Source organism: Thermogymnomonas acidicola, from assembly GCF_014646795.1.
Taxonomy (GTDB): Archaea; Thermoplasmatota; Thermoplasmata; order Thermoplasmatales; family Thermoplasmataceae; genus Thermogymnomonas; species Thermogymnomonas acidicola.
The window spans coordinates 389,355-402,785 of sequence record NZ_BMNY01000001.1; the positions used below are offsets into that span (position 1 = coordinate 389,355).

Consider the following 13,431-nt stretch of genomic DNA (forward strand, 5'->3'; position numbering starts at 1 on the left):
CGATAAAAGGTTAATTAATCTTACCCGGGTGTGGATGGTGCCAGGCTCTTCTACGTGGATCTGCACCAGGACGACCCCAGGAAATCGACCGCCAGGAAGCTGGAGAGGGCAGGCCTCATTGAGAAGGTGCATATGGGGAGGTGCATGGGAATGGTTGTTCTGCAGGCCAGTTCTGTGAGAGTCCTTGGCCCGTACGACAGGGATCTGGTCATGGAGAGGGGACTGTGCGCAATAGACGGTTCCTGGAACCTGCAGCACACCTACAGCGGCCTCTCCTTCCCGTACGGGAGGAGGCTCCCCGGCCTTGTGCCCGTGAACCCTGTGAACTACGGGAAGGTGGGGAGGCTCTCCACATCGGAGGCGATGGCGGGTGCACTCCTCATAATTGGGCTGGAGCGCCAGGCAATGGAGTTGCTCTCTAGGTTGAAGTGGGGGCCGTACTTCTACGAGATGAACTCCCCGATCCTGGAGGTCTACAGAAGGTGCAGGGACGAGGCCGAGATCCTGAGGGCTGAGGCGGAGCTCTTCAGCTGACCCTCTCCCATGACTGGCCGCTGAGCCTGTAAACGCCGTCTGTATACTGCTTCACTATACGGTAGATGCTTTCCCTGTATGCACTGTCAACATATGAGAATGGCTCTTCCTCACCATCCAGGAGGTGTATGCCGTCCACGTGCGACAGGCCCTCTTCCCTCCTGCCATGGAACACGGAGGACACTGCGTACTCGAGCTCGTCCGGGTCTAGCCTCATCCTTGTGCTCCTTACCCTGCTCTCCAGATCGCCTATGTCCTCATCCCCGTAGCCTATCTCCCTTGGATCGCCTCCTGAGGAGAGTATGAAGAGCATCACGCCGAGGCACTTAGAGCACCTGCCACACGGCACGTAGTCTCCGTTCTCATAGTGGCAGGAGTGGCACGAGCGCTGCAGCCTGTAGAGATCGTGGTACCTGTGTATCAGTATCTTCTCCACCACGGAACCGGATATGGGGTGCAGTGCCGACCAAATGGATACCCCTATGCCCTTTGACCTCAGGTAAGATGTGAACATGTCGTTGAAGAACTTTGTCTGGTCAAATATCTCGTGGAAGTGGCTTATGCCACGGTACGGTTCCATGCCCCTGGGGTCGTCGAACTCGTCACCTATCAGGATTGAGGAGGCCGAGTTCGCCATGACCACTGGGAGGAAGGCCATTATGTATACCGGGAAGGTGAAGAGCTGTATGGGATAGCTGTCAGCCCAGCTGAATGCCACCTTTTCGTCCAGTATCCTGAGCCTGCGGAGGAACCACCAGTAGAACCTGTCCACGTTGGACCATACCCTGTGGACGTCCTGGAAGTTCCTCTGGTAGAACCTGTACGCAGGGAGGGCAGTGCGCCAGTGACCGCCAGACTCGTTGAAGAAGAGCGCGTGCGTCCTAAGGCCTAGCTCCTTCATGATGCCGTAGGTGAGGAGGCTCTCCTTTCCCCCTGAGGAGAGCACCGATACTGTGTCCTTCTTTCCGGCGTAATCGAACCTCTCCTCCCTGGTAACATCCGCGACGACCTCCGTCATGCCGTCTGCGTTCTCCTCCGTTATATCGGCATCCCCTGGAAGGAAATCCTTCTTTATGAACTCGTAGCGCCTTATGCAGAGCCTGTTCACGAAGACTTCCCTGTTGTTTATCCTCACCAGGTTGCCGATGGCCTCACGGTCAGAGGGTGATATCGGAGCGTTTACTGTGAGCCTCTTCGTGAAGTAGGTGAAGTTTATGAGTGGCATGGTGAGGATGAGGGGGGCCAGCCTCTCGTCCACCCTCTCGCCCCCTGGATAGTAGAACTCGATGGTGAAGTTATGGCTCTCGCCTGGAGACGAGAGCGTTACCCTGCCCTTCAACCTGTTCCTCTCTATGGCTATGTCCGAGAGGGAGAGGTCGTCAAAGACCTGGAGCCTCTGGGCGTAATACACGCTGCACCACTACGATGTGGACGCTTCGATTTCCTTTGCAACTGAGCTGCACTCGTTCAGTGGGTCGAAGACCGGCAGGCCAAACCTGGCCTCCAGCTTCTCCTTCTCCTCCTCAAGCTGCTCCTTCGTCAGGTTCTCCGAGTTAAGGGATATGGCTATGACTTTCCTGTCAGAGAGGAGCTCCAAGATCCTTATGTACTTTGAGAGGTCAGGTATCGGATAATCGGGGAAGCCATCGAAGAACTTCCTTGCGGGTGCGTGCTGGAGTATGATGGCGTCTGGTCTGAGGGCGCCTATGATCTCGAAGCTCCCCGGGTATGCGGGGTGCAGGACAGAACCCTGGCCCTCTATGAACATGAAGTCCGGCTGCTCCGCCTCCCAGGCCCTCAGCGCCGCCCACTCTAGCCCTCCGGGGATGAAGTCGTTGATCATTGAATCTATTACCACCGTGTAGTCGAAGCCCTGCATCCAGGCAGTCTGGCCCGTGCCTATCATCGTGCTCCTCAGGCCGAGGTTCTGGAAAGCGTTGTTCATGAACACGGCCGTCGTCCTCTTACCTATGGCACTGTCCGTGCCCAGGACAGCTATCTTCCTTGACTTCACGTTCCTTATTTCGCCAGAAAATGGCCTCTTGAAGTCCCTGAACATCTTCCTCACATCGGTTATCTTGGAACCTGAGGACCTCGCTATCGCCGCGAACTCAGGGTCATCGCCCACGAACTCGTGCAGGCCACTTACGACGTTGAGTGAGTTCCTGAGGGCATCCCTTATGTAAGACCTGTAATTTTCAGGGATGTAGCCACCGTCCGTGGCCACGCCGACGATGAATGTGTTCACGTTCAGGTCAAGGGCCTCTTCCACCGTGCTCACGACCTTTATGCCCTTGTAGCGGCCCTCAAGTACCTCGCCTGCGTCCTGGCCGTGGAACCTTGAGTCGATGACCGCATTGATCCTGTACCTCTTGCTGAACCTAACCAGCCCGTTTGCGGTCTTCCCGTACGTGCTCGTGAACACGCCTTCAGCCAGCACTACTGCACTGTCCACCTACCACCCCTCCCAGTTATGACCACCACCAGATCCCTCTCCCTCCTGCTTGAACCGAACAGGTTGTATATGGCAGCCAGGGAAGATGCGGATGCCGGAAGGACAGGAATCCCCTCAAACCTCTCCATGTACTTCGAGAACCTTATCATGTCCAGGTCGCTCACGTACACAGCCGCGCCCCTTGTACTGTATATGGCATCCAGGGCCTTCTGACCGTCGTAGGAGTGGTATGAGACCAGTGGCTCGTTGATGCCGGTCTCCCTGATCGTGGAGGGGTCGAGGTCCTGCACCGTCCTGAAACCCCTGGACCAGGAATCGACAATAGGATTGCCTCCTGGTGTGCTCGACCCTATGAACCTCGGGATCCTCTCGATCTCACCACGTTTGTAGAGCTGGACAAAGCCGTGGTGTATCCCGGCAAGTGTTGTCCCGTTTCCAACTGGCACAGCAATGCAGTAAGGCGCGTGGCCGAGCTGCTGCACTATCTCGTAAGCTATGTTTGCGTAACCGGCGAAGTCCAGCCATGAGTTCACAGAGCCAGGGTTCGAATCGTACCAACCCTCCTGGGCTGAAAGTTCCTTCATTCTTTCCACGAGGTCCTCATACTTGCCAGGCATTCTCAGGACCTGCGACCCCATTCTCTCCATCTCAGGCACCCTGTGTCCAGTGTACGATTCTGGCACCGCGACAACAGAGCCTATCCCTGCCTCCCTGGCAAAATAAGATATTGAGGCGCCATAGTTTCCACAGGAAGCCACAGCAACCGCGTTGTATCCAAGCTCCTTGGCTCTACTCACGTGAAGCCTGGAGATCCTGTCCTTCTGCGTCCCTGTTATGCTTGCACCCTCAAACTTCACAAAAATCCTCTTTAGCCTGAGGGCCTTTTCTAGGTTGAACGCCCTGAAGAAGGGCGTTTTACCTGGTGGTTCCTCTTCTTCGTGTATTTCCTCCATCTCTTTCACTCGGATCTTTTATCCGGCAGGTGTGTCAGTCCATTTTACTATATAAACATTTGTGACTGCTGAACCGTACATCATGCAGTCTGCCGGTGCGGTTATTTCCGCATGTTTTAAATATTTATGACAATTTATTAAATAAAATTCATATTTTGTATAAATATAATATGAGTCAAATCCAGTACACCCGCTGGCTTCATGTGGGTCCTCTCACCCTGGAATCACAGGTATCAGGAAAACGACTCTTCATCTTCATAGGAGGCTGGACCACACACAAAATGAGGTCCCTTCCTGTGGAGATGTGTGGTGCTTCCAGTCCGGTACCAACACGGAGGTGCCCAATGGCATTTCTTCCATCTGGAATACAGATAAATATACTTTGATGATATGTTGCAGTATGATAAGGTGCCCAGCTTGCTTTTCCCCATCCGGAGAGGATCTCAGTGATGTGGCCAGGCACTTGTATGCAATGCTTGAGAGGAGTGACCCTGTGCATGTCATGTGGGTCAACAGGGAATTAGGGAAGGAGAGGGTCGGTGTTGGGGATTTCACTGAGAGGGTGTTCAGGCTGTTCGAAGTTGGTGGCGATATCAGGGACTGGATCCTCAGGAGGTTTGTGCATATGTTCCTCTCAGAGAGCCCACACCCATTCATACTCGCGATGCAGAGGCCGGAGCCGTGGGTACTGAAGGGCTATGCTGTGGAACACCACCACTTCCTGAGGCAGTGGGTCGTTTCCTGCGCTAACATAATATCGAGGTGTGAGAGGGATGATGTGAGGATGTACGAGGTGGACAACATATACACCGAGTACCACGGCAGCAGGGAGAGCCCGGCCCACCACGAGCTCCTCATAAAGATGGGTATATCCTATGGGCTTAAGAGGGAGGAGATAGTAGGCTCCAGGCCACTGAGGGCGACTAAGGTTGCGATTGGGGAATGGGACAGGATCACGAGGGTCAGCAGCTGGAACGCATCCATGGCAGCAGTGCACGGCATGGAACTCCTGGCTAACAGAGAGATGGTGAAGTACGGCGCCAGGTACAGTTATTTCGATCCCGCAATACTGAGTGACGGGAGCATAACAGAGGACGCCAGGAAATTCCTGATGGAAGGTTACAGTGCGGATATAGGCCATTCAATGGAGGCACTCAAACTGATACAGGATGGTGTGGAGGAGATGGACAACGGGATGGAGGTGATGATAGCGTTTACGTATTCCATGGGCCACCTCTACGAGTACCTGAACGCGAGGCTTGAGAGGGGGAGGATGTATGGAAACTAACAACAAGAATGGTTGCCAGCTGTGCGACGCGACGTGGGGAGAGTACTGGAGGGAGATAGAAGGGCAGAACATGTACTTCTGCTGCAACCTGTGTGCAGATGCATTTGAGAATATAGTTAATGAGGTGAAAAGGCGCACAGGATGGAGTACAATAGAGTATCTGGAACTCCACGGGAACTACATTAAGGGGAGAGAATGTGTAGCACGTAACATGGGCCAGATCTTCAGATTCTACGTCCGTACCTACTCCGACGGAAGGTTGATGGAGTTCATAGAGAGGTAGGGGGAGAGGGAGGGGTGTATTTCCTATGGAACAATTTTTGGACGGGATACCCTTGCCTCAGCCATCTTCCCCCTGACATCTATAGTCACACGGGTGCCAGGCTTTGACAACTCCCTCTTTATAAACCCGAGGGCGATTCCCTTTCCAAGGATTGGAGATATTGAGCCGCTGGTCACAATTCCAACCTCGGCGCCATCGTGGTAAACCTTCTGCCCGTCCCTCGGTATCTCCCTCCCCTCGCAGACGAAGCCCCTGAAGATCTCTGTATCCGCAGACTTCCTCTTCATCAGTGCGTCCTTTCCAATGAAATCACCATCGTTGTTGACTATGAATGATATGGAACATTCATATGGGTCCCTGTTGTCGTCAAAGTCGGTACCAGACAGGAGCATCCCCTTTTCCATCCTCAGCGTGTTCCTTGCCCCTAGGCCACACGGCCTGCCACCAACTTCCCTCACGGCATCAAGGAGGCTTCTCCAGACAGTAACAGCGTCATCACTGTGCCCCAGTACTTCCACTCCACGCTCCCCTGTGTACCCTGTACCTGAAATGATGAGATCCCTCTCGCCTGTGAGCGGGTTCACGTGCCCGTCGAAGGGGACAGATGAGAAAGTGAATGGCTTCACTTGGGGGAGAGAGATCTCCTTCAGTACATGCTCTGATTCAGGACCTTGTAATGCAATACAAAATACATTTTCAGAAAAGTTATATATATTTACGTTAAATTTATAAGAGGTTTGAGTTAAATGGTTTCTTATCTTTTCTGTGGTTGCGGCATTAGGTACGAAGAATACCTTTTCTTCATTCATCCTGTAAACTATTGTATCATCTATCATTGTACCTCTCTCTGAGAGGAATGCAGAGTATGCAGCTTCACCGTCCTTCATTGAGGAGACCTTTGTCGGCAGAATGTAGTCCATGAACCTGAGGGCATCACTGCCTTCAACAACTATGTCTCCCATATGCGACACATCAAATATGCCAGCATGTGTCCTCACTGCCATGTGTTCCTCTATTATACTTGTGTACTGTAGTGGCATTTCCCATCCATGGAAATCTGTCATTTTTGCATTAAGTCTCTTGTGTTCACCGTTCAGTGGTGTCACCTTCACTCCCCCTCACCTCCATGCGTTCCAGTGGAAATATACCCCTCCCCCTCTATCATATTTAAGAATTTCTCATGGACCCTCGTATCCCCCGTCAGCTCCGGGTGAAAGGTCATCCCCAAGACATTCTTCTGGAGCACCATTACAGGCCTTCCGCCTTCACTCGCAAGCACCTTCGCAGACCCGGCGTCCTCGATGATGGGTGCCCTTATGAACACGCCCATGAAATTTCCTATGGAATCTATCTCTATCTCCCTTATGAAGGAGTCCACCTGCCTCCCGTATGCATTCCTTCTCGTCTTCACGTCAAGTAGGCCCATGCCCCTCACCCTCTCATCAAACGTCTCCTTCGATATCAATATGAGGCCAGCGCATGTTCCCATGACAGGCGTGCCAGATTCAGCCATCTCAACTATCCTCCTATACATTCCACTCTCCACCGTGAGCCTGTATATGGTGGTGCTCTCCCCTCCAGGTATGATGATGCCGTTGCAGCCATCCAGGTCAGAGAGCCGCCTTGCCCTGACCGCAACCACATCCCTCCTCCTCAGGGACCTGAGGGTCTGGATGTGCTCCTCAACGTCTCCCTGGTAACCGACAACGCAGACCTTCATCCGGGAGGCAATGGCTAATACCCCTATAATCCATTTCATGTGGCCAGTGAGGTGCGGTACGATTCAGGACTTTCTCTAACTGACATTAGTGTCCCATCAAGTTAAAGTATCTGTAGCGATGGCATGTGAGGTCGCATGTCATACGAGAGAGACCTTGCAGAGATGAAGGGCCAGATCGACAGATCACTGTCAGAGTTCTTCCAGGAGAAGCTTTCCAGTGTGCACGACGCCCTCACCGCAAGGGTCGTGGGAATGATAAGGGACTTCACCCTCAACGGGGGAAAAAGGCTGAGGCCGATAATATCAATACTTGGGCACAACATATTCGAGCATGAGGACGGGAGGATGCTGAAGGCGTCCCTGGCCCTTGAGCTGGCACAGAGCTATCTGCTCATCCATGACGATATAATGGACGAGAGCGACATGAGGAGGGGGAGGCCCACAGTCCACGTTGAGGCAGGTAACATATATGCCAGCAACCCGAGGAGGCAGAAGCTGGGGGAAAACATAGGCATAGTGGCCGGTGACCTAGCGGAGTGCTACGCCCATGAGGTACTGATGGGAAGCGGGTTCCCGCCGGAGAGGCTTGTGAGGGCAGGTGCCGAGCTCTCCTCCATCATAGAGACCACCGGCTATGGCCAGGTGCTCGACATACACTCCTCACACATGGAGGAGTTCTGCCAGTCAGACCTGATGCGCCTGCACCTCTGGAAGACATCCAGGTACACTGTTCAAGGCCCCCTTTCTTTCGGTTCACTCCTGGCTGGCAGGGACATGGACAGGAACCTGAGCTACTACGGTTACCTGGCCGGCGTAGCTTTCCAGCTGCACGACGACATACTTGGCCTCTTCGGCAACCAGGAGGTCACCGGCAAGCCTGTCAGGAGCGATGTGGTTGAGGGGAAGAAGACACTGCTGATCCTCAAGGCCATGGAGATGTCCGGCGAGAGTGAGAGAAAATTCATACAGTCAGTGCTGGGCAACCCTGGCGTGACAGACGATGACCTCATGAGGCTGAGGGACATAGTCGTTGATAGCGGGTCCTACCAGTACTCCCTCGACATGATGGAGAGGCTGGTGTCCAGGGCCAAAGAATACCTGTCAAGGGTGCCTGGGGACGAGAGTGCAAAGGACTTCCTCTCGTGGCTGGCCGACTTCATGGTCAGGCGCTCCAGGTGAGACCTTCACCGTTGACCGGCGCACGACTGTAAACGTTTAATTAAGATATGGAGATATGAATTTATGGCAGAGACCGTCGCTGAAGTCATAGTGAGGACCCTGTACTCATTGGGTGTGAGGAGGTTCTACGGCATCCCCGGCGATTCCCTGAACCCTCTGATGGACGCCCTGAGGCGCAACAGGGAGATGCAGTTCGTCCAGGTGAGGCACGAGGAGGGTGCCGCCATAGAGGCCTCTTTCGAAGCAAAGTACACTGGCAGGCCAGCCGTCTGCATAGGTACCTCGGGGCCAGGCTCCATCCACCTCCTCAATGGCCTGTACGATGCCAAAATGGACCACGCCCCAGTCATAGCATTCACAGGTCAGATTGAGACCGATCTCCTCGGCACCGATTACTTCCAGGAGGTCAGGACAGTCAAGCTCTTCGATGACGTCTCTGTCTTCAACACCGAAATTGTGGATCCGGAGAATGTCCAGAAGATAGTTGTGAGGGCCTACAGGGAGGCCCTGTACCACAGGGGAGTATCCCACATTAGCCTGCCCGTGAACGTGCTGAGGGAGCAGGCCAGGGAAGAGAAGGTGTACATGTCGCCTTACCTTCCAGAGGTACACTACAGCGCAGACTTCTCCGCAGCGGTTGAGATGATCGACAGGTCAGAAAAGCCGGTGATATTCATAGGCCGCGGCGCATCCGGCCAGACACAGGCTATAATGGATCTGTCGGAGAGGATAGGCGCTCCCGTGATATACGCGGTTAACGGGAAGGGCATAGTGGATGACAGCGACCCGCGCGTCATGGGTTCACTCGGCCTCCTGGGCACAAGGCCCTCAGTGGAGGCCATGAAGAGGTGCGACCTCATGATACTCCTGGGCACATCCTTCCCATATGTCTCATTCTATCCAGATGGTGTGGACTCCATACAGGTGGACACCGATCCGTCGAATATAGGCAAGAGGGTTGTGCCGAAGGTGAGCTACGTTGCAAGCGTTGAGGACTTCCTCGGCATCAGGAATAAGGTAAGGGAGAAGAAGGACAAGTTCTACAGGGAGCTACAGGACTCGAAGAGGGACTGGATCTCCTACCTTGAGAAGATGGAGGGCGACGGTTCTAAGCCCATCAGGCCAGAGAGGCTTGCGGCCACGGTGAACAGGTATGCCCCCAGGGATGCTGTGGTGGTCGTGGACACCGGGAACGTAACTGTATGGTCGGTTCGCAACATGAGGACTCCGCCAGGCAGGACATTCTTCTTCTCTGCATGGCTGGGGAGCATGGGCGTAGGCATACCCGGATCGATAGGGATATCCTTCGCCACCGACAGGCCCATCGTTGCCATGATCGGCGACGGCTCCTTCGCCATGACCATGATGGAGCTGATAACGGCCAAGAAGTATGAGAGGCCTGTGAAGCTTGTGGTGTTCAACAACTCAAAGCTCGGCATGATAAAGTTCGAGGAACAGGTAATGGGGTACCCTGAGTTCGGTGTAGATCTCTACAACCCAGACTTCTCGCAGGTGGCCAGGGCAGTGGGCATAGAGTCCAGGAGGGTGGAGGAGCCAGGCGACCTAGATGGGGCCGTGAAGGACATGTTCGCATCCAGGGGCCCGTTCGTGCTCGATGTCATTGTCGATCCGGACGAGAGGCCTATGCCGCCAAAGCTGACATTCGCCCAGGTGAAGGGCTACATAACATCCATACTCCGCGAGAAGCTGGAGCCAGAGTGACGTTATCTATCAGGACACTTTTATTAATGATACAGGCATGTTTTCATCCATGTCCCAGTACGATTCGCTGAAAGTATGGCTGGACGGAAAGATGGTGGGATACAGTGAGGCCACCGTCCCCATACTCACTCACTCCATGCAGTACGGCAGCGGCATATTTGAGGGCATCAGGGCATACCCACTCCCAGACGGCTCTGCCGGCATATTCAGGCTCAGCGACCACATGGAGAGGTTCGTGAACACCGCCAGGATCTACGGCATGAACCTCAGGTACACCAAGGAGGAGCTTGAGGATGCCGTAATGGAGGTTGTGGCTGCGAACGGCCTCTCATCTTGCTATATAAGGCCCTTCGCCTTCTACAACGACGACAGGATCGGCCTCTCAGTCAAGGACAAGAAGGTCAGCGTCTACATCGCAGCGGTTCCACTGGGCAACTACTTCTCAGACAAGAACTCAGGCATAAGGTGCAGGACATCTTCCTGGCACCGCATCTCTTCCTCTGTCCTCCCTGTACAGGCAAAGGCGAGCGGTAACTACCTCAACTCTATAATAGCCAACTCCGAGGCAAGGAGGAGTGGCTTTGACGAGGCCATACTCACCTCCCCGGAAGGATACCTGGCGGAGGGCCCAGGTGAGAACATATTCCTCGTGAAAAAGGGCAAGGTACTCACGCCAGGTGACGAATCCGACATACTGATAGGGATAACCAGGGACACCGTAATGACCATTGCAAGGGACCTGGGATACGAGGTAGTGGCGAGGCAGATCCACAGGGAGGAACTATACATAGCGGACGAAGCCTTCTTCTGCGGCACTGCTGCAGAGATCACCCCGATAGTGGAGGTGGACGGCATACGCATAGGCCAGGGCAGGCCCGGTAACGTCACATCCAGGATAACAGAGGCCCTCTACAGGGCCGTGAGGGGCGATACAGTGCACAGGGAGTGGATAACAAGCGTCTCCATTGCAGAAAAGGTCAGCGGGTCTCAGAGATCGTGAGGAGCACCTTGGCAGCGCCTCCTTTGCTGGAGAGCATGTGCCTGGTGTTCTCCTCAACGACCTCCGTCTCTCCCTCCCTGAGGAGCTTTCCCTCTCCGTCTATAACGGCATAAATGCTGCCTTCCAGCACGGTTATGACCTCCCTCTTCCCCACGTGCCTGTGCATGGGGTAGTGGCCATCCCCGGAGAACCTCAGCATCTTCACAGTGACCCTCTCGCTCCTGAAGATTATCGCCTGGTCTATGCCAAGCTGCCCATCGCTCACCGGTTCGTACACAACGGAGCCCTGCTCCATCTCAGGATCATATCTAAATAATTCAATCATATATAAGAATAGTGAAATGTGTAATTCCTGAATGTCAAGTCTATGGTTAATAATATTAAGAATAAAATGAGTGTTAAAAATAGAGTTGTCTCAATCACTCCTGTGGAACCAGTTCCCTGTTGTCTATGTTGCCCTGTGGCTTTGCCTGCCCCATGGCGAACGCTATTGCCTGGCCCAGGCCCACAACACCAAGGTTGACAACCAGCGCAAATATGCCTATGTATATATCACCCAGCGGCCCGTAGAGGGACGTCACGAGGTGCACCTGGAAGAGCATGACAACAGTCAGCACCATGCCGGCTGCCCAACCCAAGCCCACCGCATACTTGTTGAGCTTGTCAGTGAAGAGCGCCATGTATACTGCAGGGAGTGTCTGGAGTATGAAAGCGCCGCCCATAGTCTGCAGGTATATTATGTCTCCGCTGGCTGCAGGAACCAGTGAGAACGCGAGCGCTGCCACTATGACGACAAACACCAATATCCTGGACAGGAAGGCCTGCCTCTGCTGTGGCGCCCCCTTGTTTATGTACTCCAGGTACAGGTTCCTGGTGAGCAGGTTGGCAGATGCCAGTGCCATTATCGATGCAGGCACTATGCTGCCCACAACCACCGCTGCGAACACGAAGGAGGTGAACGCTGGCGGGAACACCTTCAGCACGAGGTCTGGGAAGGCAAGGCTGCTTATGCTTTTCGGGTACAGAGATCCTCTCTCCACCACAGCGGCTATGCCAAGGATTGCCACAAGGAGCAGGAGGACGTTGTAAAGCGGCAGTAAGGATGCGTTTCTCTTTATGGTTTTGACGTCCTTTGAACCCAGGGTACCAGCCACGCCGTGCGGGTACAGGAAGAGGGCCAGGGCTGAACCAAGGGCGAGCGTCACGTACCCGAGTTCAAGCGAAGGGCTGAGCTTCACAGTGGCAAGGCTTATGGATGCTGCCTTGGAGAACATTGCGTGGAAACCGCCCAGCGTGATGGGCACGTATATGACCACAACCAGGACAGACGCCCAGACAATGGCGTCCTTTATTATTGCGGTCAGCGCCGGGCCCCTCAGGCCGCTGATGAAGGTGAAGCCTGCCACAAGTATGAACGCAATGATCAGTGCAGCGGTAACAGGTATGGAAAGCGCGCTGAGCACATACTTTATCCCAACTATCTGGAGCGCTATGTACGGGAGTTCAGCCACTACCCCGGTGAGCGCAATGAGGAGGGCCAGCAGCCTGCTGTTGAACCTGTCCTTGACGAAGTCGGCAGCAGTGATGTAGCCCCTCTTCTTCGATATGGTCCAGAGCCTGGGCATCGTTCCATAGACTATAGGGTATATCATTATGCCGTAGGTGATGGCGAACATACCCAGAGTACCGCTGCTAGCCGTGAGGCCAGGAACCGCGACCAGTGTATAGGCTGTGTATAGATCGCCACCGAGCAGGAACCAGACAACCACAGTACCGAACCTTCTCCCACCTAGGCCCCACTCGTCCATGCTGTTCATTGGGGCCCTTCTCCAAAGGTAGGCAAGGTAGCCTGCTATGAGCACCAGTACAACGATCACGAAGAATATGGCCTGATCCAATATGGTAATCAACTGGCAGCACCCCCGTTCTCCTTAGCGTTCCTCTCAGCTAGGTACACGGCGAATGTCAGCAGTGCGGCTATGAAGATCCAGAGCAGCTGGTACCAGTAAAAAAATGGCCAGCCTCCCAGTTCAGGGTTAACTCTGTTGTATATGCCGATCCCCAGCACCATGAAGAAGTAGGGGATGGCAAGTATCACCGTTTTCAGTATAGGGTTCATCAGAGAAATTATGTGCTCTGTAGTATATAAATTTTCATGGTGTATAAATTTTCAGGGTGATTAGATTATACTTTACTGTATCAGGGGAAGGATGGGACTGAAAATTCCACCAGCAACCCAGACCTCATAAATTATATCTGATCGTATGAGAAGATGTTTTTTCAGCGCAAGTATGCGG

General features: G+C 53.9%; 14 protein-coding genes. 6 read left to right on the plus strand and 8 right to left on the minus strand.

Annotated features, from left to right (window positions below):
- Window positions 1-30 precede the first annotated feature (30 nt).
- The gene (locus IEW66_RS01960) at window positions 31-534 is read left to right on the plus strand and encodes a DUF367 family protein (protein ID WP_188679840.1); all 504 of its coding nucleotides are present in this window, start codon (window positions 31-33) and stop codon (window positions 532-534) included.
- On the opposite strand, the gene IEW66_RS01965 is transcribed toward IEW66_RS01960, so the two are convergent.
- Genes IEW66_RS01965 through IEW66_RS01975 form a run of 3 tightly spaced genes read right to left on the minus strand, consistent with a single transcriptional unit; the run spans window position 527 to window position 3,942 of the window.
- Window positions 527-1,945 carry a metal-binding protein gene (locus IEW66_RS01965; protein ID WP_188679842.1) on the minus strand — a complete coding sequence of 473 codons (1,419 nt, stop codon included), beginning with the start codon at window positions 1,943-1,945 and terminating at the stop codon, window positions 527-529. The genes IEW66_RS01960 and IEW66_RS01965 overlap by 8 nt on opposite strands.
- Window positions 1,946-1,954: 9 nt before the next feature.
- Entirely contained in the window at window positions 1,955-2,989 is a 1,035-nt protein-coding gene (locus IEW66_RS01970; RefSeq protein ID WP_188679844.1) for a DUF1611 domain-containing protein, read from the minus strand.
- Window positions 2,974-3,942 (minus strand): pyridoxal-phosphate dependent enzyme, encoded by a 969-nt coding sequence (locus tag IEW66_RS01975; protein ID WP_188679846.1) that lies wholly within the window; start codon window positions 3,940-3,942, stop codon window positions 2,974-2,976. Before IEW66_RS01975 ends, IEW66_RS01970 begins: the two co-directional genes overlap by 16 nt.
- Before the next feature lie 400 nt (window positions 3,943-4,342).
- Between IEW66_RS01975 and IEW66_RS01980 the strand changes: the two genes are divergently transcribed.
- Together IEW66_RS01980 and IEW66_RS01985 are read left to right on the plus strand one after the other, a co-directional pair.
- Window positions 4,343-5,230, plus strand: a complete 888-nt coding sequence (locus tag IEW66_RS01980; RefSeq protein ID WP_188679848.1) for a thiaminase II/PqqC family protein — start codon at window positions 4,343-4,345, stop codon at window positions 5,228-5,230.
- Complete coding sequence (locus IEW66_RS01985) at window positions 5,220-5,513, plus strand: TA0938 family protein (protein WP_188679851.1); 294 nt, start codon at window positions 5,220-5,222, stop codon at window positions 5,511-5,513. Before IEW66_RS01980 ends, IEW66_RS01985 begins: the two co-directional genes overlap by 11 nt.
- A 23-nt stretch (window positions 5,514-5,536) precedes the next feature.
- Here IEW66_RS01985 and gcvT read toward each other — a convergent pair whose 3' ends face one another.
- Both gcvT and pdxT read right to left on the minus strand, forming a co-directional pair.
- On the minus strand, window positions 5,537-6,625 hold the full coding sequence (gene gcvT / locus IEW66_RS01990) for a glycine cleavage system aminomethyltransferase GcvT (protein WP_229657437.1): 1,089 nt from the start codon (window positions 6,623-6,625) through the stop codon (window positions 5,537-5,539).
- The gene (gene pdxT, locus IEW66_RS01995) at window positions 6,622-7,233 is read right to left on the minus strand and encodes a pyridoxal 5'-phosphate synthase glutaminase subunit PdxT (RefSeq protein ID WP_188679852.1); all 612 of its coding nucleotides are present in this window, start codon (window positions 7,231-7,233) and stop codon (window positions 6,622-6,624) included. The genes gcvT and pdxT overlap by 4 nt, the downstream gene beginning before the upstream one ends.
- Before the next feature lie 135 nt (window positions 7,234-7,368).
- Here pdxT and IEW66_RS02000 point away from each other — a divergent pair, with 135 nt between their 5' ends.
- The 3 genes from IEW66_RS02000 (at window position 7,369) to IEW66_RS02010 (ending at window position 11,134) form a co-directional block, all read left to right on the plus strand.
- Window positions 7,369-8,412, plus strand: coding sequence for a polyprenyl synthetase family protein (locus tag IEW66_RS02000; protein WP_188679853.1), 1,044 nt, complete (start codon window positions 7,369-7,371; stop codon window positions 8,410-8,412).
- Window positions 8,413-8,475: 63 nt separating this feature from the next.
- Complete coding sequence (locus tag IEW66_RS02005; RefSeq protein WP_188679854.1) at window positions 8,476-10,134, plus strand: thiamine pyrophosphate-dependent enzyme; 1,659 nt, start codon at window positions 8,476-8,478, stop codon at window positions 10,132-10,134.
- Between the two features lie 49 nt (window positions 10,135-10,183).
- Window positions 10,184-11,134: a branched-chain amino acid transaminase gene (locus IEW66_RS02010; RefSeq protein WP_188679855.1), complete on the plus strand. Its 951-nt coding sequence runs from the start codon at window positions 10,184-10,186 to the stop codon at window positions 11,132-11,134.
- Here the strand turns inward: IEW66_RS02010 and IEW66_RS02015 are convergent.
- The 3 genes from IEW66_RS02015 to IEW66_RS02025 form a co-directional block, all read right to left on the minus strand.
- Entirely contained in the window at window positions 11,112-11,429 is a 318-nt protein-coding gene (locus IEW66_RS02015; protein ID WP_188679856.1) for a cupin domain-containing protein, read from the minus strand. The genes IEW66_RS02010 and IEW66_RS02015 overlap by 23 nt on opposite strands.
- Before the next feature lie 124 nt (window positions 11,430-11,553).
- On the minus strand, window positions 11,554-13,044 hold the full coding sequence (locus IEW66_RS02020; RefSeq protein WP_188679858.1) for a sodium:solute symporter family protein: 1,491 nt from the start codon (window positions 13,042-13,044) through the stop codon (window positions 11,554-11,556).
- A complete protein-coding gene (locus IEW66_RS02025) occupies window positions 13,041-13,253 on the minus strand; it encodes a DUF3311 domain-containing protein (RefSeq protein ID WP_188679860.1) in 213 nt (70 codons plus the stop codon). Before IEW66_RS02025 ends, IEW66_RS02020 begins: the two co-directional genes overlap by 4 nt.
- Window positions 13,254-13,431: the final 178 nt, after the last annotated feature.

Excerpts from the sequence above, each read along its gene's own strand:
- IEW66_RS01975 (WP_188679846.1), bottom strand. The coding sequence starts at position 3,942 with ATGGAGGAAATACACGAAGAAGAGGAACCACCAGGTAAAACGCCCTTC.
- IEW66_RS01980 (WP_188679848.1), top strand. The coding sequence starts at position 4,343 with ATGATAAGGTGCCCAGCTTGCTTTTCCCCATCCGGAGAGGATCTCAGT.
- IEW66_RS01985 (WP_188679851.1), top strand. The coding sequence starts at position 5,220 with ATGGAAACTAACAACAAGAATGGTTGCCAGCTGTGCGACGCGACGTGG.
- pdxT (WP_188679852.1), bottom strand. The coding sequence starts at position 7,233 with ATGAAGGTCTGCGTTGTCGGTTACCAGGGAGACGTTGAGGAGCACATC.
- IEW66_RS02000 (WP_188679853.1), top strand. The coding sequence starts at position 7,369 with ATGTCATACGAGAGAGACCTTGCAGAGATGAAGGGCCAGATCGACAGA.
- IEW66_RS02005 (WP_188679854.1), top strand. The coding sequence starts at position 8,476 with ATGGCAGAGACCGTCGCTGAAGTCATAGTGAGGACCCTGTACTCATTG.
- IEW66_RS02010 (WP_188679855.1), top strand. The coding sequence starts at position 10,184 with ATGTCCCAGTACGATTCGCTGAAAGTATGGCTGGACGGAAAGATGGTG.
- IEW66_RS02015 (WP_188679856.1), bottom strand. The coding sequence starts at position 11,429 with ATGGAGCAGGGCTCCGTTGTGTACGAACCGGTGAGCGATGGGCAGCTT.
- IEW66_RS02025 (WP_188679860.1), bottom strand. The coding sequence starts at position 13,253 with ATGAACCCTATACTGAAAACGGTGATACTTGCCATCCCCTACTTCTTC.